Origin of the sequence: Facklamia sp. P9177 (genome assembly GCF_050409585.1) — a bacterium.
In the GTDB taxonomy this organism is placed as follows: Bacteria; Bacillota; Bacilli; order Lactobacillales; family Aerococcaceae; genus Facklamia.
This window is the reverse complement of sequence record NZ_JBNUPE010000005.1, coordinates 101085-121178: the sequence shown is the minus strand read 5'-3', so window position 1 is coordinate 121178 and position 20094 is coordinate 101085. Positions and strand designations below refer to the sequence as shown.

Sequence of the window (20094 nt, the reverse complement as noted above, 5' to 3'; positions counted from 1 at the left end):
AATCTTGCAAGCTAAAAATTTTTGAAAAAATTCTATAAATGAAGCTTGTTTTTCGCTATAATACAAACAGACTATAATGAAAGTGAAGTGAATTAAATGGGTCGTAAATGGATGAACATTCGCGAAAAAAAAGCGAAAACCGATCAACAAACCTCAAGAATTTATGCAAAATTTGGCATTGAAATTTATGCAGCAGCCAAATCAGGAGACCCAGATCCGGAGACCAACCAGAAACTAAAATTTGTTGTCGATCGTGCTAAAACCTATAATGTACCATCTCACGTCATCAACAAAGCCATTGACAAGGCCAAAGGCTCGGCCGATGAGACCTTCCAAGAATTGCGATACGAAGGTTTTGGCCCGAATGGTTCAATGATTATCGTGGATGCTTTAACAAATAACGTAAACCGCACTGCCGCCAATGTTCGCATGGCCTTTAATAAGAACGGTGGAAATATGGGGGTTGCTGGATCTGTTTCTTATATGTTTGATCATGTGGCTGTTTTTGTGATGGAAAACCAAGATGAAGAAACCATTACGATGGCTTTATTGGAAGCAGATCTCGATGTCAAAGATGTTTATACTGAAGAAGGATCTGTGGTTGTATATGGTCAACCTGGTGATTACGGCACTATTAAAGAATGCCTGGAAAGTATTGGTATTACTGACTTTTCAGTGGCTGAAACTGAAATGATTGCCCAGACTGAAGTGGACCTCAACGCAGAAGACTTGGAAACTTTTGAGAAGTTAATTGATGCATTAGAAGATGATGAAGACGTGCAAAAGGTTTATCATAATGTGAATATGTAATTAATTCACGTAAATTTAAAGGTCTATATTCTTATGTTAACAAATAGCCTCCTATCCGTTGAATAGGAGATTGTTTGTTAACATCCGTTTAAATATCAATCTTATTATTTATATTTTTGTACACGATACGATCATAATACAATAAATAATTCCACCAAATAAAAGGTATTAATAAAGGAATTGCTCTTCATAAATAAAAATAATCCGAATAGTTATAGAAAGAACATTCAATCCAACTATTGATGCTCTCTTATAGATTAAACGTTTAGAGAAGCATCAGTGGAGTGAGTAATAAATCCATTGATTTATTTGACAATCTTTCTACATACTATTCGGATTTTTTCATAAGACTAATTTATTAATCTTTCTACTAATTATAGATCTTTAACCTTCATCATACGAGTGATACTTGCTCGCTCATTTTCTTCTAACTTCATTGAAATATAGTTGATTGTCTCTTCGGTATCCGGAATCATTCGATATTCAAGAGCGTTAACACGTCTTCTTGTTTTTTCGATTTCATCGGCTAAAAGCTGACAAGTCTTTTCAATTTCGACTAAATCTAATAACTTGGGCAAAATGGACCTTAAACCTTCTAAAGCTTCATCTAATTCCGCATTGGAATTCAAATAACCATAGCGTAAAGGCTCATCATCAATATCATCATCTAAATTAAAATCCATTTTAGGAACATTGACACTCATAATATTTTTAAGGTCAATTGAAAGATCAATGTTTTCACCTGAAATGGCCGCTATCTCTTCAATAAAATGATCGCTCATTAAAGACTTCGCTAATACAAATGATTGTAAGGCATTTGAAAGTTCTGCTTCCACTTGATCTCTTAGTTCATTGTTTTTACGAATCAAATCAATAAAATGGCGCATCAATTCATCTTGCTTATCTTTAAGTAACTTATGCCCGCGACTAGCCAGTGCGTGCGTACTCTTTAAAGCTGACAGCTCCATCCGGGTGGGCTTTACCCCTAATACGTTTGCCATAGTGCATTACTCTCCTTTCGGTAAGTATTGCTCGATCATTGGATCCTTGATCCGTTTCAATTCGCTCTTCGGTAAAATCTTTAATAAGTCCCAGGCAATATCAAGCGACTCAAAGATGTCACGGTTCTTATCAAAGCCTTGGTTAACATAGCGTTTCTCGAATTCATCAGTAAATTTAACATACTGTTTATCGATATCTGAAAGGGCTGACTCACCCAATACAATCGCTAATTCTTTTGCTTCTTTACCTTTGGCATAAGCTGCAAATAGCTGGTTCATTGTCGGTGCATGATCTTCACGTGTTTTTCCTTCACCGGTTCCCTTATCCTTCAAACGCGATAAGGAAGGAAGAACATTAATGGGCGGCTTAATACCTTGGTTATCTAATGAACGGTCTAAGATGATCTGTCCTTCAGTAATATAACCGGTTAAGTCAGGGATTGGATGAGTAATATCATCTTCAGGCATGGTAAGAATTGGGATTTGAGTAACCGATCCCTTAGATCCTACTAAACGTCCTGCGCGTTCATAGAGTGTAGATAGGTTGGTATATAAGTAACCTGGATAGCCACGACGGCCTGGTACCTCACGACGGGCTGCTGACACTTCACGTAAGGCCTCACAATAGTTCGTCATGTCTGTCATGATAACTAAAACGTGCATATCTTTTTCAAAAGCCAAGTATTCGGCAGCAGTTAAGGCGATTTTTGGAGTCGCTAACCGCTCAATTGCTGGGTCATTAGCTAGGTTAACAAACATTACTGAACGATCGATTGCACCGGTTTCACGGAAAGAATCCATAAAGTATTCAGCCTCATCATAAGTAATTCCCATGGCTGCAAAGACAACTGCAAAATTTTCATCAGAGTTTAAAACAGTTGCTTGACGTGCAATTTGGGCTGCTAACTCTTTATGCGGCAAACCAGAACCAGAGAAAACGGGTAGTTTTTGTCCACGAACCAGTGTATTCAAATGGTCGATGGTTGAAATACCTGTTTGAATAAATTCATCCGGATAGTCACGCGCCATTGGGTTAATCGCTTGACCATTGATATCAGCAAACTTTTCAGGAATGATTTGCGGTCCGCCATCCATCACATTACCCATACCGTCAAAGATGCGTCCCACAATATCTTCGGATAAAGCAAATTCTAAGGGCTTGCCTTTAAAACGCGCTTTAATATTGGATAGCTTCATTGAAGAAGTACCACCATAGATTTGAACAACGGCTTTACCCTCTTTAGCTTCTAACACCTGACCCATACGAATTTCACCATCGTGGAGCTCAATTTCAACTAGTTCGTCATAGGCTATATCTTCGACGCCATCTACAATCATCAAAGGACCATATAGGTCAGAAATATTTGTATATTCCTTAAGCATTTGCTCCACCTCCTTGTTCTAATACTTGTTTCATGTAGGTAGCAATTTGCTGATCAATCTCATCCAAGCGGTGAATTTCTTCTTCTGGAATAAATTTAGCTCGAGCAATTTGCTCACGAACTTCTTGAGTACCTTCCATAATTTCATTATAGTAAGCACCCAGTTTCATTGCTTCTCTTGCCTCAATTTCAAAATCAATAATTAAATTCAATAATTTCAATTGTTTTTCTTCAGAGGTTGTCGTATCAACATCGTCAAAAGCATTTTGTTGTAAGAAGTCTTCACGAATCATCCCTGCGATGGCAAGCGTTAATTTATCTTTTTCAGAAAGTGAATCTAAACCAACCAAACGAACAATTTCTTGCAAGCTTGATTCTTCTTGAAGAAGTGATAAGCAATGACGTACTTTCTCACCCCAACTTGGGTCAATGTGTTCATCATTATGTGCTTGAACATCGGTTGAATATTGAGAATAAGAATCTAGCCAGTTAATAGCTGGGAAGTGACGTTGTTGTGAAAGTTTAGAATCTAAACTCCAGAATACTTTTACGATACGTAAAGTGTTTTGGGTAACGGGTTCTGAAGTATCCCCACCTGGAGGTGAAACCGCTCCAATGGCAGAAACTGAACCAACGCGCTCATCTGATCCCAATACTTGGACCAAGCCGGCACGCTCATAGTATTCTGCAATACGTGAACCTAAATAAGCTGGATAACCTTCATCCCCTGGCATCTCTTCCATACGTCCTGACATTTCACGTAATGCTTCTGCCCAACGTGAAGTAGAATCCGCCATGATGGCCACTGAATAGCCCATATCACGGAAGTATTCCGCAATAGTGATACCTGTATAGATTGAAGCTTCACGAGCCGCCACCGGCATATTGGAAGTGTTAGCAATTAAAATAGTACGTTGCATGATAGACTCGCCCGTTTTAGGATCAATTAATTCTGGAAACTCGTTAATAACGTCCGTCATCTCATTTCCACGTTCACCACATCCTACGTAAACCACTACGTCAACATCAGCATACTTAGCGATTTGGTGCTGAACGACCGTTTTTCCAGCCCCGAAAGGTCCAGGAACAGCAGCTACCCCACCCTTAGTGATTGGGAAGAATGTATCAATTACACGTTGTCCTGTCTTTAGTGGTGCTTTGGGAGTTGATTTAGCTTTATAAGGGCGTCCCAAACGAACCGGCCATTTTTGAACCATATTTAATTCATGTTCGCCTGATTCTGTTTCAACCACACAAACGGTATCTTCAATTTTGAAAGAGCCAGATTCGATGGATTTAATTGTTCCTTCAATGCCAACAGGAACCATAATGCGGTGCTCAATAATTTTGGTTTCTTGAACGACCCCAATAATATCGCCAGCTACCACATGGTCACCCACTGCTTTACGGGCTTCAAATTCCCAAACCTTGTCACGATCTAAAACATCAATGTTACTTCCTCTTACTAAAAAATTACTCTCTGTTTTTTGCATGAAATCTTCTAATGGTCTTTGAATCCCATCAAACATCTTGGTTAATAGACCTGGTCCTAATTCAACTGAAAGAGGATGTCCTGTAGGTCTTACGATTTCGCCCGGTTTCAACATCGAGGTCTCTTCGTATACTTGAATGGATGCAACGTCTTGGTGCATTTCAATAATTTCGCCAGTAAGTTGCATTTCTCCAACCAAAACAATTTCACGAATTGAGGAGTCTTTCATTCCTTTAGCCTTCACTAAAGGTCCTGAAATTTCTTGAATAATTCCAGTTGTCATTTTTTTCCTCCTTTTATAATATGTTCTGTCCGATTGCTTTTTCAACGTTGTCATTGACTTTGGCTTTACCTATTCCAAGAGATCCTTTATGAGTTGGAATTAGAATAACCGCAGGGGTTGGTAAAGTGTCAAAGTGACTAATCGTATCGGGTATTTCATGAGCTAGATTTTCTGTCAATAATACGACACCAATATTTTCTTCTTTTAAATCGTGTAGAATTTTTCTAGCTTCCTCGCCACTACTTGCTGGATAGACTTCAAATCCTAATAGTTTAAAGGCTAATACGACGTCACGGTTACCGATTACTGCTATTTTATATGCCATGAATAGGTCGCATCCTTTCTTTAATTAGTTGATTGTCTAAATTATTTTCTTTCCCAATTAAGATGAGGCGTACGTTGTCACTCTCATTTTCCAAGAAATATAGATAAGTAAGTACTGGCATCGGCCCGAAGGCATCAAATGAGAATGATCTTAAAATCCGACTAAACTCGCCTTGAATTAAAGCATTTAGTTCAGTTGGGTTAACCTTTTCATCATTCAATTGATCCCAAACAGGGTCTAAATTAATCATGTATTCAGCTGTTTGATAAGTTTCAACTAAACCGTTCAAATCTTTTTCTCGCCAATTTTCAATGATATCATCACGACTCACTGCCCCTTGACTTGATAAAGAGGTGAAAATAAATGATGTACTTTGACCTTGTTTAAAAGCACGGACAAAAGTTAATAAATTTTGAAAATCAATTTTCATTTTTACAAATCGACTGAGTTCTTCATGCTTCATTGCATCGGCATGAGATCGGATATGTCTTAGATAAGCTGTATCCAAAATGACATCAATCGAATGGGTATCGCCTGTGTCTTCTACTGCTGTGATAGCGTCATAGACAGCTTCTTCTAATACAGGATGAAGGTCTTCATTTTGTCCTTTTGTAGACACAACTTGAGCAAGTTCCTCTTTTGAAAAACTGCCAATCGGAATGTACAAATGAGACAAATCTTCATCCAGATATTTTTCTTTAATTAAAAGCTTCAAATTATGATAAGTATATCTTAATGAGAAGATTTCGATTATACGCCTATCAGGTGATGCCTCAAGTAATTCTTCATATACATAAACCAAACGTTGTTGAATGATTGGCTCAAAACTACGATTTAAACGCACTTCCTCCGGAATAGAATAAGCCGTCTTACCTAAGTAGTCTAAAACAGCATCAGAATGGTCCATTTGTAATAACGTTTCATAGTCTGATTGACTGAGAAGTTGAGCTTCATAGAGGCGCAGGGTCGTATTTAAACCAGCATACTCTAATTCTTTCATTATAAGCCCCCCTTATGCTTTCAGTTGTTTTTCAAGTTCAATAAGCAGTTGAGGCTTCAGTTCATTAATAATATCTTCAAATAAATAATTCATATTCATCCCTTTTTGGGTAAGAATAAAACCAGATTTATCCGCAACGTTTTCGCCCCATTGCATCATATTATAATCTGCATGAAATTTATTCGCTTGATCATCAGAAATAAATTGACGTGATTTTTCACCGATTCTTAGTTCAAAAGCTTGATTTGAATCCAACTTTTGCATTGCCGCTTGAATCATTTGACCCAAATTATTAGCTATCGAATGGTTTATTTCTTCAGGAACGTCTTGGATAATTTCTTCTAATAATTTTTGCTTATGAGTAAGCTGTGAGTTGCGCAATTCATTAGCCAATGATTGCTTACGAATTTCAAATTGTTGCTCTTGCTTACGAATAAAGTTTTCTTTATCATGCTCAAATTGTTTATTAATCCGATTTTTGTAATCGTCCATTGCTTGGGACAACTCATTTTGAAGATCTTGAACTTGTGCTTCACCTGTGGCTTGAACTTTCCCTAAGATTTTATTTTGTAAAGTTTCAATGTTTCCCACAAGTTTGACCTCCTATCCTTGAACAAGTAAGAATGAGAATACGAATGCTAAAATTGCATAAGTTTCAACCATTACTGAATAAATAATTGCATTAATAACTTTTTCAGGACGTTTAGCCAAAATCTGCATACCTGCTGCAGCTACTTTACCTTGGTGAATACCTGATACCCAACCTACAAAACCAACAGGCATAGCAGCAATTAATAGATTAAGTCCTGTTTGTAGTTCCATGCCTTGTTGTAACTGTAAGAAAATTAAGAAGCCAATCGCAAATCCATAAAGGCCTTGTGTACCTGGTAGTAACTGTAAGATTAAAGATTGAACGAATTTTTCAGGTTGATCTTTAGTTAAAGCTGCAGCGGATGTACCTGCAGTACCAACCCCATTAGCTGAACCAAAACCTGAGAAAATAACTGCCACTGCTATCCCTAAAACGGCGAATAAATAACCACCATACTCTTGTAAAAATTCCATTATATTACCTCCTAGTAAATTTATTTAATATTAATGTATTTGCCTAAGTATTTTAATGGGGCAAAGGCTTGACCCCCAGCTTCATAGAATTTACCGAAGAACTCAACGAAGATTAAACGTGCAGAGTGAACATAAGCACTTAAGACCGTTAAGCCAAAGTTAAATAACTGTAAAGCAATGATTAATAGAATACCCACTGAAAATCTTGCTGCAGGAGGTAAATATGCCACCAAAATATTAAAGGCTAAGGCAATTGATCCTCCAGCTATACCAAGGGCCATTAGTCGACTATACGATACTAAATCTCCTAAATAAGAAGAGATGCCATACAAATCGTATAAACCGGCTCCGAAACCGGCAAATTTATTTTTACTTTTAATAATAGCTACTACCAAAATTGTTATGGCTGCAAACCCAGCTAAATATAGGCCTAATTGTTGTAGACTTTCAATGTTTAATAACATTGGTCCAAGGACTGCAATTAAAAAGCCAAATAGCATGATAATCCATGATAGTCCATCCTTAATTGCATCTAATCGATTACTTTCCCAATTTAGGAGTGTGTTTAGGATGAGTCCATGAATGATTTGGATAAATCCTAAACCAATCGACAAGGCCAATACCTGAATGACGTCTTCAGTAGGTGATAGCAACTTGAAAGGCAAGGATTCACCAAAAAACGACCCGTAAATTAAGCCCCATAGCAAAACAGCATATGATAAGAGATGGAAGAAACGTATGTTTTTTTTCATCCCTTTATCGATCGTAAAGAATTTTAATGGGATAAAGGTTCCTAACCAGAGTAAAATTCCATAACCTAAATCGGCAATCATCATTCCAAAGAATGTCCAATAATAAGGCGTTAAAGAGGATGTCGGGTCAAACCCCTTATATCCAGGTAGACCATACATTGAAGTAACTGTTTCAAAAGGTTCAACCAAAGGGTGATTTTTTAATTGAATGGGTACTTCTTCGCTTTCTTCTTCAGTTGGTGTCACATAGTCTAAATAAACTTCTCCATTTAGCGCTTTTATAACTTCTTCTAAGCTTGCTTGAGCTTGTTGCTCTTCAATCCAACCTTCTAGAGCGAACAACTCCCCTTTGTTTAATCCTAATTCTGTTGCTTTTTGTCTTTCTACTTTGGCATAAAAAACTTCTTCAGCGATTTTTAATTGGTTATATTCTTGTCTGAAACTTCCCAATTCTTTTCTTAGATCTCTGGCTTTGTTTCTTAAGTTTTCCGCTTCTATATGGGATTCTTCTAGCAGTTTAACCGGAAGGTCTTTGAAGCGATAATCTAAGATCTGGAAGCGGTTTTGATTAAGAAATTGATTCACTTCGAAGGCATCATCCTTATCAAAAGCAACTGCCAGGCCAATTTCTTCTTTAGACTGATAGACCTCTTCCAGTGCAATTCGGTCTTCTTCTTTCAAAGCATTGTAATATTCATTATCCGCTGTTTGAGGAATTGTCCCTAATAACAAGCGTGTATAGCGATAATCTTTAGCGTAATCTGGAAGTGCTTTTAGATTGCGCCACTTATGATAAAAATCGGCTTCATTCTCGCAAATTTGAATTTGGGAATCAATTTCTTCTAGCATCTTTTTCTTTTCCCATACTTTATCAGTAATCTTCTTGGCTTGCTCATCCATTTGACTTTCTTCAATTTCAGCCATACTCATTTCTGGTAATGGCGTTAGATACTTGTCTTTAAAGGATTCAGCTGTTAGATAACTTTCTAAATATTTTTTTGCTGATCGGACATTTTCTAACTGATCGAGATATTCTGTCAGTTGTTTTGATTCCATTTTTGGCTCTTGGTCCAACAATTCAGAGTTAATTGTCTTCACTTGAATGTTTTGCATTTTTTGAAATGCCTGCATCAAGTCGTCACGATTTTCTTTCTCAACAATTGCTAAAACCTTAGCCATTTTAGCTATTGCCATATTTCTTTCACCACCTTTTCAGCAATTTTTTGCGTCAAATCCTCACGGCGGTTAGCAATATCGGATTCAATTTGAACAACCGACAATTGATTTTCATTTCTTAAGTCATTTTCAACCTCAAGAAATTGATGATTATATTTTTCTTTAGTCGTTTGTTTAAATTGAGCGAATTCCGAATCAACCTGCCTTTTAAATGTGAGTTTTTGATCTTCAAAGTTTTCTTGCATTTCTTGCAATTTTTTTTGATAATCAGCAACTTTTTCAGCACTTAATGCCTCTAATTCGTTAACTGTCTCAATTAAATTTGCCATTCGTTCACCACCCTTCTTTTCCTATTTCAAATAGGAAATAAATAATTAGCGACACTGATATTATAACATGAATTTTGATTCCGTTTCCAATATTATTTAGTTTGTGAAAAAGTTACTATGTATTAAAATGCTGTTTATTATCTCTGTTTACTCGTATATAATTGATAGATGAATAAAATAACGATTAGAAAGAAGGGTTCTAATGATCAAGTTGATTGCAACAGCTGAATCGATAGGACAAGCCAAAAAACTAATCGATCTTGGGATCGATCAAGTTGTTATTGGTGAGGAAGTATTTGGTTTGCGCTTGCCGGCTTATTTCTCCTTTGACGAAATGAAAGAGGTTATCGATTACGCCCACCAATACAAAAAAGAAGTCATCATTGCCATGAATGCTATTTTGCATAATGAACAAATTAAGCAAGCACGATCTTTTCTAAAGAAGATCAAAGAAATCGGTGCAGACCAAATTATGGTTGGCGATACTGGCTTAATTCAAATTCTTAAAGATGAAGACCTCTACTTACCATATATTTATAATGCTTCTGTTTTAATGACCTCATCCGGTCAAGTAAATTTTTGGGCCAAATATGGCGCAAAGAGAGCCTTTGTCGCAAGTGAAGTGCCATTTGTTGAATTAAAGGATATGTTAGCTGAAAGTCAAATTCCTCTTGTTTATCAAGTCTATGGCTCTACTTGTATTCATCAAAGTCGAAGACGCTTATTGAATAATTACTTTAACTATATTCATAAGGATGTTGAGGAGTTAACCGATCGTGATCTTTTCTTGTCTGAGCCTAATAAAAAGGATAGCCATTATTCGATCTACACCGATCAACACGGTACACATATCTTTGCCAATAAAGATTTAAATTTAATTGAATATTTACCCGATTTAGCAAATGTTCAACAAACGCATTGGTATTTAGATGGATTATTTACACCCGAAGAAGCGTTCAAACAAGTCGCAAGACATTTTATACGTGTGAAGGAATTAATTGAACAAGACCAAGTGACTTTAGAAGGACTAAAACTACATCGTGTAGCGGTTGAACAATATCACACTAAAAATCGGGAATTGGGTACAGGTTTCTTCTTATATGAAGCAGACCAGGTACAATAGGAGGCGCTTATGGAAAACTTAACTTTTAAAAAACCAGAATTATTAGCACCCGCAGGAACGCTCGAAAAACTAAAAACTGCGATTCACTATGGAGCAGATGCAGTATATATTGGCGGTAATGATTACGGACTTCGTAAAAGAGCCGGTAATTTTTCTTTTGAGGATATGGCTGAGGGAGTCGCTTTTGCCCATGCAAGAGATGCGAAGGTATATGTCGCTGCTAATATGGTTACTCATGAAAATGATGAGATAGGTGCTGGTGATTTTTTCCGGCAAGTAAGGGATATTGGCATTGATGCGGTCATTGTGTCTGATCCGACTCTTATGCAAATATGTGCCAGTGAAGCTCCGGGACTAGACATTCACCTTTCCACCCAGCAATCAGCTGTCAATTATGAAACCTTGAACTTTTGGCAGGAAGCCGGACTGACACGTTGCGTTTTAGGACGTGAGGTCTCTATGGCAGAAATTAAAGAAATCCGTGCTAATACGGATGTAGAAATCGAAGCTTTTATTCATGGTGCTATGTGTATATCTTATTCCGGTCGTTGTACTCTCTCCAACCATATGGCTAATCGTGACGCTAATCGAGGCGGCTGTTGTCAATCTTGTCGTTGGCACTATGGCTTATTCGAACTGCCTGAGTTGGACCAAAAAGTAATGGTGGGGGCAGGTGAACCGGGTATTAAAGAACCTTTCTCGATGTCAGCTGTTGATATGGGGATGTTAGACCATATCCCTGAAATCATTGAGGCAGGGATTGATTCGCTGAAAATTGAAGGCCGTATGAAATCCATCCATTATATCTCAACCGTTGTTAACGTTTATCGTAAGGCTATTGATAGCTTCTTTGCTGATCCTAAAAATTATGAAGTAAAAAAAGAATGGTCTGATGAATTATGGAAAATTGCTCAACGCGAGCTTTCAACTGGCTTTTATTACGACGCACCAAGTGAAAAAGAGCAATTGTTTGGCAAGCGTCGACGTCGACCAGAGTATTCCTTTATAGGGGAAGTTTTAGATTATGACCCTGATACAACCATCGCTACTATTCAACAACGCAATAACTTTAAAGTTGGTGAAACCATTGAATTTTATGGTCCTGGCATGCGCCGTCATCAAGAAACATTAGATCAAATGTGGGATGACACAGGAGCTGAAATCGAAGTGGCTCCTCACGCTATGCAAATTGTTACTATGAAAGTCAGTCAACCTGTTGCTAAGCACGATATGCTTCGTAAACACTTAAAATAAAACGAAAGCAACTCATAGATGATACCTACCACTTTTGCTGGATAAACAGTCAAAGGGTAGGTATCATTCAGAGTTGCTTTTATTTAGCTATTATTTTTTCTAAGTGCTCAATGAAGTATTTCAAGACTTGAATACGGGCATAGCGTTTATCATTGCTGGCTACGATATACCAAGGAGCATATTCGGTATCTGTGCGAATCAACATTTCATTCATAGCCTCTAAATATTGTGGCATTTTCTCACGATTGCGCCAATCTTCAGCTGTTATTTTATAGTTTTTGGCTGGATCTTCTACCCGATCTTCAAATCTTTCATATTGCTCTTGACTATCAATATATAAGAAAAACTTCATGACAGCCGTGCCGTGGTCGGCCAAGGTTCTTTCCATTTGATTAATTTCTTCATAAGCGCGTTCCCAATCTCTTTCAGGGGTGAAATTTTCTACCCTCTCAACTAAGACCCGCCCATACCAAGAACGATCAAAAATAACCATCTGACCATCTTCGGGCATTTCTTTTTGAAAACGCCATAAATAATGAAATTTTTCTTCTATAGGGTCTGGTGCGTTAATTCCAAATATTTTATAAGAACGAGGATCAATGTGCCGGGTCAACCGCTTAATTGCCCCACCTTTACCAGCTGCATCCATTCCTTCAAAGGCTAAAACAATGGGGATTTTCTGATCATAGCATTGGTAAACCAATTTAGCCGCTTGCTCTTGTAAGTCAGCTAACTCCTTGTGGTAATCATCTTTTGAAAGACTCTTACTTAAGTCAAATTGGTCAAGAACATCGTAAACCTGATCACGATCTCTTTTAATCGCTTCATCCCTAGTCCGGCACTGAACGATCCGTTCTATACCACGATGAATTTCATCAATTACCGTCCCTAAGACCATTTTAGAAGCATATTTTTTGTCCTCAGCTGCAACGATATGCCAAGGTGATCGTTTATTATTAGTTTGGGTAAGAATCTTTTCAAACCATTCTCGGTGGTCTTGGTAGTTTTTATTTTGTTCATAGTCTACCTCAGATAACAAATGCTTTCCTTCAACTGTCTCTTCAAGTTTCTTGATGCGTTTTTTTTGTGTTTTTTCCGTTATATTTATGAAAAACTTAATAACAATCATACCGTTATTTATCAAAGTACTATCTAGTTCTGTTAATTCACGAACACGCTGCTCTAGTTTTTCATCATTTTTTTGATCATGATTAAAGACTTGATAGTAAAAGGAACGATCATAGATAACTATTTCTTGATTAGAGGGAATTTTTTGCCAAAAACGCCAAACAGAAGGATGCGCTTTTTCCATTTGATTGGCCTTGTCAAAGACTTCTACTCTCACATAACGTGGATCGAGTTCACGCGTTAAATCGTTGATCACATAGCCTTTACCTGCCGATTCCCAGCCATCAATTAAAATTAAAACTGGAATTTCAAGTCCTTTAACTGTTCGTTGTAATTGATCGAGCCTTTCACCCAACTCTGATCTTTTATAGTTATCAAAGCGTTGGTCAATTTTTTCAAAATCAAAGTCTTTTAACATGGATTCTCCTTCTTTCTGTAATATTGGTAAGCATCTCTAGGATCGCCATTTTCTAAAAAAATAATGCCACAAAACTGAAATCCTAGCTTTGCTAAAATATGTTTCATTGGTTGATTTTCCTCATGTGTGTCAATTCTGATATTCGAATAATGTTCCAAGGTCCAGTCTAATAATGCTTGCCCACTACCTTTTGCTGATGGTAAAGATGCTAGTCGATGAATAGTCACATACTCTTCATCATTCAGCCACTGTCCCTGAATGTTTTTATAAGTAGGGTCTTCCCCTGCTAGCAAAGCCATCACTGCTAATATTTCATGATCGAGCCTATCTTCTACTATATAAGAATGTGCTGAACGATAATCATTTAGAATGACCTCTCTGCCAGGATAGCCATCAATCCATTGATTGAGATTACCAGTAGCCAATTGAAATCGACGTGCTTGATCATAAATGGCTTGCAACTTATCGATATCTTTTAATTCTACTCGACGAACCTGCCAGTCACTTGTTTTTTTTATCTTACTCAAAAGGATCCTCCTCATATTCTACATGCATTAAATATAAACCTTGTGGAGGCGCTGTAGGACCTGCCTGGTTGCGATCTTTTATATCTAGAAGTCGTTGCATCTCGATAGGTTCTTTAAGGCCGTCACCTATTTGAAGGGAAGTTCCCACAATAATACGGATCATATTGTATAAAAATCCGTTCCCTTTAAAATCAAAAACTAACTCTTGATTAGGAACGTCTAGATTAGCCTTTACTTCATATAAGTTTCTCACTTTATTCTCTTTATCTGTTTTAGTAGAGCAAAAACTTGTGAAATCGTGTTCTCCTTGTAGATAAGCTAAACCTTCTTGAATGCGCTCAATTTCAAAAGGATAACCATGGTGAGTGGTAAAATTTCGTTTAAAAGGATCTGGGAAAGCTTGAGTATCCACGCGATAGCGATAGGACTTTCCAATAGCATGGTAGCGGGCATGAAAATCTATCTTCGTCTGGTTACATTGAATAATACGAATGTCTTTTTCAAGAATAGAATTCAAAGCACGCAAAAGATTGATAGCCGGAATCGAAGCAGGAAAATCAAAATGGATCACTTGCCCCATGGCATGAACCCCTGCATCTGTTCGACCGGAACCTATAATTTTAATAGGGTTTTCTGGGCTTTTTTTAGCAATAAGAAGCAAGGCATTTTCAATTTTCTCTTGAATAGATATACCATTTTTTTGAATTTGATAACCGTGATAGTGACTTCCATCATATTGAACTTTAGCTACATAACGTGACAAACTCCCACTCCTTTCCATCTCATTTAATTATAGACATTCTTTTCTTCATTATAAAGGCTAATGGTTGCCTAACAAAAAAACTCTCTCATTCAATTTGAATGAGAGAGAAAAAAGTAATGTGTTATTAATCTTTTAATTTTTTCTTTGAATACGCAAGGCTGCCTAAACCTAAGAAGGAAAGTATTGTTGCTACGATAGGATAAGCATGCTGACTCGTTTCTCCAGTAGCTGGTAAGACGCTAGCGCCCTCAGCATCAGATCCTACACCTTGATTCTTATCAAAACTTTCACCTTGCTGTGGTCTTGAACCAGCCTTAGGCTTCAAGTCTTTAGAATATCCCATTACAAGATTTTGCAATTCTAATAATTGAGCTTTTGTTAAATCGTTTAAGTTACTTGCCTCAATTTCATTCACTAAAGCTTGAGCTTTCTTAAGATCAAAATCTTTAGGCTTACGATAATCTTCGATATTCTTTAACTTATATTTAAACATTTCAAAGTAAGCATTGAAGTTTTTAATTTCTTCTGATAATTCGTCTTCTTTTGCTTGTTCTGGTTTTGTTGGATCAGTTGGACTGGATGGTTCTTCCGGACTTAAATGCTCATCATTTACCTTAGTACCCATTAGAATGATCTCTGTTTGAGCCGGACGAATAACTTCTCCGGTTAACGGATTCAACAACCCTTTAACTCCTTCTTGAATAGTTAATTCGATTCCTTCTAATAAATAAGAGTCTGATTTTTTATCCGTTTCAAAATCAATTTCTACTGGACCATATTCCACAACTTTATCAGTCGCGTCTATAAGAATAACTAATTCACCATCTTCATCGATATTAGCTTTTCCTTCTTGACCTTCTTGGACAACGTTCATTTCACCCACAGCTAAATCTGCATTAAAACGTTTCACAACTTTAAATGGAATAGCTTTTAAATCTCTTAATTGAACTGGGATAGATGTTGCTTCACTTTCATTACCAAAGTCATCATAAACAGTAAAGGTTAGCTCTTTTCCTAACTTAGATTTAGGAATAGTATATAAAACTTTTCCTTCGACTGGGATAGGATTTAATAGTGAATCGAATGTCTTATCTACGCGACCGATCATGTCATTATCCGCCCATAATTCAACATAGTTCATGTTATCACTGAAGTCGATCTCGAAGTATAATAAATCCTTATCTGGACCAAAGACTTGGTTAACTTTAAGTTTTGGCGCTTCAATATCTCGTCTTATTCTTTGAGCCACTTGCTGCTTAACTAATTTATCGTTAGGACTCTTAACATAAGCAATCATTTCAATACTGTAAACTTTATTTTCGGTTAACTTCTCAGTAGATATATCTTCCTTAAAGTAGATCATACCCTCTATTTCTTCAAAAGCGACTGGGTGATTTTCTATAATGATATTTCCGTCTTCGTCACTCACTCGATACTCTAAATAATGAAGCTCATTATAATTTGAGATTTCACCTGAAAGGTCAATGAATTCTTGATACTCACCATATGGCTGGAAGTACCAAGGGCTATTAGTAACAATTGATGGTAAGTCGGTTGTATCTAAGCCTTTTTCTGCAATATATTCTTCTGGATTGCTCGGAGCCTCACCATAAGCTTTGTTCTCTTCAGTTACCTCTGCTTCTGGTTCTTCTCCTGGTTTAATATCAGATCCTCTTTCGACTTCTTCTAAAGTACCATCGGCTAATAAGCGATATTGTTTAATATTTCGAGCGTTGTCATATACCCAAATATCTAAGTCTTTATCTTCAAAACCTTCTTCTAGATTAATTGTAAATGTTTCTTTTAGTAATTGTGGATTATCATTCTTATTAACTTCTTGCCAAGATACAAATTGATCGCCACTATAAACCTCTACTGCAAAAATGCCAGATAAGTTATCTTCTACTGATAAAGTTACTTTGTTTTGTTCACGTTTGGCTTCTAACATAGCATCACTATTATCTAGTACAAACTTATACTCATAACGCTGTCTTTCAGCATCTGGCGCATCAATTTGTGCTTCGATTACATAATAATATTCACCTTCATCTACTTTCTCACCAAATGTATCGGTGAAATCCCAGCCAGTTCCCCAAGGATCTTGTAAGAATCGATATTGATCTTGGTATAAACGAGCAACTTTAAACATACGATTGATGATGGAAAGATCACGTATTTTTTCTCCAGCAGCATTTTCCACGTGGAAAGTTACATCGACTGCGTCACGTAAGAAAGCTAATTTCGGCGTTACTTTGTTTTCAAAGCCATCTTTCTCATTACTATTAACAAAAATCACCTTATCATCTTCAACTCGCCATGCATTAAAGTAATCCCAACCCTGTTCTAAACGCTTACGAACAAAGGCTGTTTTGTCGACACCACCATCCTCGTATTCAATCGGTAAGAAGTTGACATCTTTAGCGTCGGCAAAATCAATCATTTCATCAATAATCGGTAATTTATCCCATTCCCCCTTGAAACCAAAGAAAGGCAATGACAATTCAGTGGCTTTAGAATCAACTGGCTTGAAGAAGAAGTATCCTTGGACGTATTGATTTTGATCGATACCCATAGTTGAAATGATTTGTTCCATTGTTGCTGTTTGACCAGCTTTAACAGTAATTTCACCTAAACTCTCTTCTTTAATCGTTTCGGTTGTTTCTGTATAGCGACCTTCTTCATTAATCTTATCTTTTAATAAAACATAAGAAACAGTATAGGTCTGATCGTCTTTACCATAGTTTTTCAATTTTAGATTAGCTACAAATTGATCTTGAACTTCTTTTATTTCAAGCTTTCCGTCTTCTTTTGTATCTGTCTCATTAGTTGCCACAACAGTCACAAGATTATCTAAGGCTTTTTTGATATTCGCAAGACCTGCACCTTGTTGAATAGGAGTGTAATAAGAAGCACCCTCTTCAAGTGTATTTAACTTTGGAACGGCTGTATTCATTAAAATCAGCATTGCTAAGTCATCCTGTAATGGATCTTTTTCTTTCCCATTACGGACTAAAATACCTTCATCATAAAGTCTTTGCATTACAAGAGCAGCCATGCCCGATAAGTGAGGTGTTGCCATCGATGTTCCCGACATATTCTGATAACGATCATCACTCATTAAACTATAAATGAAACCACCTGGTCCGGCGATGTCCGGTTTTAATAGTAAGTCTGTAGAAGGCCCCCAAGAAGAAAACTCGCTGAGATTACCTGCCGTGAAAGCATCAAATGCTTGTAGTTCTTTAGAAATTTTGAAAAGGGCATCTTGATTAGAACTAGCAATTTCCTTAAGCTTCTGTCCAGACTCCTTAGTCACAAACATAATTGGAATATCTAAATTCTCTAAACCTGTCATTTCCATAGTATAAGGGCTTTCTAAATTATCATAAATAATTAGTCCTGCCGCATTGCGTTCTCTAGCTAACTGATATTTCTCATTAAATGAAGCATCCCCACGTTGGACTAGAACAATTTTCCCAGTAAAATCGACCTCTGCATTGTTGGTATCTTTATACAGTTCGTAATCTTCTACATTACCTTTGCCAAATTCTACAAGTGGTAATTCTTCACTGAATCCTTCAGGATAGGTAAAGGAGCCTGGGAAGTATTTAACTTCTTCTCCTGCTTTTACTTGAACATAGCGTTTCATTTCTTTTAAGTTATCGAATGAAGCAATCGACATGGAAGGATCCACACTGGCTGGATAGCCCATCGTGCTATTATCTGGATTTTTACCTAGTTGAGTATAATCTGTCCCCCAAGTAGCGTTACGGTCATTACCTGCTGCAATCATTGGAAGAATTCCTTTATCGCGAGCGTTTTGAACGGCTTTTGCCATTGGAGTATCACCCATAATGTTAAAGCCACTTGACATACCTAGAGACATATTAATGATATCAGCACCTAATTTAACCGAATCATCAAACGCTTTCATCCAAATGTCTTCATAAACTGTTGCGTTTACTTGATCTTCTGAGAAGGCTTTCATTAATAGTAATTGTACATGTGGCGCGATTCCACGAATACCACCCTCTTCTGGGTCACCATTTGCTCCAATCGTACCAGCTACGTGGTTTCCATGCTCATCTTTAGACTGTAAAGTGTCTACATTGTCAGCATAATTATAACCATATGCAATTTTATTAGAGTACCATTTACCTGGTAATCCTAATTTTTGAATCATTTCATTCATTTCTGTTTCATCATAACGTTTTTCGATATCATCAGCTAAAATGAAATCACGATGATAAGGATCAAAGCCTGTATCAATAACTGACACAACAATGTTTTCACCCTTATATTCTGTTTGGTAATCAGCTAATAAATCCATTCCAATTAAAGGACCAGAATTAATCATATTAGCTTCGGCTACTGGGCGTGTGTAACTTTGCGATACATTTACAGACAAGACTTGAGTCATCGACTTAAGTTGATCAATTGTAGCTTGGTTAGCTACAGCTGAGAAACCTGTAAATGAAGCTGAATATTCTTGTTCACCTTCTAAAGTAAGCCCTTGACCAGCGAGAAGATCAGTAATTTCTTTGATGGTTTTCTTTACTTCTTCTTCACTTTCTTTAATAGCTAACTGATAGAGTGTCTCGTCACGATAGTCTGCTCGATCAATAGCTGCTAGGTTATTGGTGCGCACAATTATCTTAACTTTATCTTCGGCTACTGCTTCATCATCTTTAGCTTCTGTTGTTTTAGTTGGCTCTGCTGTTTCTTCTAAGACTGTTGTTTCAACAGCTTCACTTGTTTCAACCGTTTCGCTTGTTTCAACTATCTCAGTGTTTTCAATAGTCTCAGTTTTTTCAATTGAAGTTGATGTCTCCACTATTTCACTTGTCTCTATGATCTCTTTTTTAGGAATCGCTTTCAATTTTTCATTTGAAAATTCTTTCGCTTGCTGTTTTTCCTCCACTGAATTCGTGGTAACTTTTTGATCCGACTCCCTAGTAGTCTGTTGATGACTGTTTTCTTGAAGCTGAACTTGATCCACTTTTACTTCTTGTTCTTCAGCATTAACTTGATTAGCCTGTGCCATCATCATTAACGCAAGCCCACAAGAACTAAGCACCTTCAATCGATTATTCATAAAATTCCTCCTCAAACGTTTTCATATGGATACATTTTAACAGATTTTTTTTAAATTTGATAGTGAATATAAGAAATAAATGAGTGTTTTATTAAATTGTAAGGGCTTGATTTTAATATTGTTAAACTATTAAAAATCCCTAAACACTAGGTTTAGGGTGCAATAAGATTG

The 20094-nt window shown here is 36.9% G+C and carries 16 protein-coding genes; 3 read left to right on the top strand and 13 right to left on the bottom strand.

What is annotated here, in order from left to right; all coding sequences use genetic code 11:
• Positions 1 to 96: 96 nt before the first annotated feature.
• Positions 97 to 810: a YebC/PmpR family DNA-binding transcriptional regulator gene (locus ACQV18_RS04340; protein ID WP_428873292.1), complete on the top strand. Its 714-nt coding sequence runs from the start codon at positions 97 to 99 to the stop codon at positions 808 to 810.
• A 374-nt stretch (positions 811 to 1184) separates the two neighbouring features.
• On the opposite strand, the gene ACQV18_RS04335 is transcribed toward ACQV18_RS04340, so the two are convergent.
• From ACQV18_RS04335 to ACQV18_RS04295, 9 genes are read right to left on the bottom strand one after another with little or no spacing between them, the layout of a single operon-like run.
• Positions 1185 to 1811 (bottom strand): V-type ATP synthase subunit D, encoded by a 627-nt coding sequence (locus ACQV18_RS04335; protein ID WP_428873290.1) that lies wholly within the window; start codon positions 1809 to 1811, stop codon positions 1185 to 1187.
• A 6-nt stretch (positions 1812 to 1817) separates the two neighbouring features.
• Positions 1818 to 3194 carry a V-type ATP synthase subunit B gene (locus ACQV18_RS04330; RefSeq protein ID WP_428873289.1) on the bottom strand — a complete coding sequence of 459 codons (1377 nt, stop codon included), beginning with the start codon at positions 3192 to 3194 and terminating at the stop codon, positions 1818 to 1820.
• Entirely contained in the window at positions 3187 to 4968 is a 1782-nt protein-coding gene (locus ACQV18_RS04325; protein WP_428873287.1) for a V-type ATP synthase subunit A, read from the bottom strand. Before ACQV18_RS04325 ends, ACQV18_RS04330 begins: the two co-directional genes overlap by 8 nt.
• 13 nt (positions 4969 to 4981) lie before the next feature.
• Positions 4982 to 5293, bottom strand: a complete 312-nt coding sequence (locus ACQV18_RS04320; RefSeq protein ID WP_258436826.1) for a V-type ATP synthase subunit F — start codon at positions 5291 to 5293, stop codon at positions 4982 to 4984.
• Positions 5283 to 6293 carry a V-type ATPase subunit gene (locus tag ACQV18_RS04315; protein WP_428873286.1) on the bottom strand — a complete coding sequence of 337 codons (1011 nt, stop codon included), beginning with the start codon at positions 6291 to 6293 and terminating at the stop codon, positions 5283 to 5285. The genes ACQV18_RS04320 and ACQV18_RS04315 overlap by 11 nt, the downstream gene beginning before the upstream one ends.
• A gap of 12 nt (positions 6294 to 6305) precedes the next feature.
• Positions 6306 to 6884, bottom strand: coding sequence for a hypothetical protein (locus tag ACQV18_RS04310; protein ID WP_428873284.1), 579 nt, complete (start codon positions 6882 to 6884; stop codon positions 6306 to 6308).
• A gap of 12 nt (positions 6885 to 6896) precedes the next feature.
• A complete protein-coding gene (locus tag ACQV18_RS04305; RefSeq protein WP_428873344.1) occupies positions 6897 to 7361 on the bottom strand; it encodes a V-type ATP synthase subunit K in 465 nt (154 codons plus the stop codon).
• 17 nt (positions 7362 to 7378) lie between these two features.
• Positions 7379 to 9304, bottom strand: coding sequence for a V-type ATP synthase subunit I (locus ACQV18_RS04300; RefSeq protein WP_428873283.1), 1926 nt, complete (start codon positions 9302 to 9304; stop codon positions 7379 to 7381).
• Positions 9295 to 9615: a hypothetical protein gene (locus tag ACQV18_RS04295; protein ID WP_428873282.1), complete on the bottom strand. Its 321-nt coding sequence runs from the start codon at positions 9613 to 9615 to the stop codon at positions 9295 to 9297. Before ACQV18_RS04295 ends, ACQV18_RS04300 begins: the two co-directional genes overlap by 10 nt.
• Positions 9616 to 9817: 202 nt before the next feature.
• Here ACQV18_RS04295 and ACQV18_RS04290 point away from each other — a divergent pair, with 202 nt between their 5' ends.
• A complete protein-coding gene (locus tag ACQV18_RS04290) occupies positions 9818 to 10738 on the top strand; it encodes a peptidase U32 family protein (RefSeq protein WP_428873281.1) in 921 nt (306 codons plus the stop codon).
• 9 nt (positions 10739 to 10747) lie between these two features.
• Entirely contained in the window at positions 10748 to 11992 is a 1245-nt protein-coding gene (locus ACQV18_RS04285) for a peptidase U32 family protein (RefSeq protein ID WP_428873280.1), read from the top strand.
• 79 nt (positions 11993 to 12071) lie between these two features.
• Here ACQV18_RS04285 and ACQV18_RS04280 read toward each other — a convergent pair whose 3' ends face one another.
• From ACQV18_RS04280 to ACQV18_RS04265, 4 genes are all read right to left on the bottom strand, one after another.
• Positions 12072 to 13538 (bottom strand): phosphate:AMP phosphotransferase, encoded by a 1467-nt coding sequence (locus ACQV18_RS04280; protein ID WP_428892618.1) that lies wholly within the window; start codon positions 13536 to 13538, stop codon positions 12072 to 12074.
• Positions 13532 to 14065: a GNAT family N-acetyltransferase gene (locus ACQV18_RS04275; protein ID WP_428875094.1), complete on the bottom strand. Its 534-nt coding sequence runs from the start codon at positions 14063 to 14065 to the stop codon at positions 13532 to 13534. Before ACQV18_RS04275 ends, ACQV18_RS04280 begins: the two co-directional genes overlap by 7 nt.
• On the bottom strand, positions 14058 to 14828 hold the full coding sequence (truA, locus tag ACQV18_RS04270) for a tRNA pseudouridine(38-40) synthase TruA (protein ID WP_428892617.1): 771 nt from the start codon (positions 14826 to 14828) through the stop codon (positions 14058 to 14060). The genes ACQV18_RS04275 and truA overlap by 8 nt, the downstream gene beginning before the upstream one ends.
• Positions 14829 to 14952: 124 nt before the next feature.
• A complete protein-coding gene (locus ACQV18_RS04265; RefSeq protein ID WP_428892616.1) occupies positions 14953 to 19923 on the bottom strand; it encodes a S8 family serine peptidase in 4971 nt (1656 codons plus the stop codon).
• Positions 19924 to 20094 lie beyond the last annotated feature (171 nt).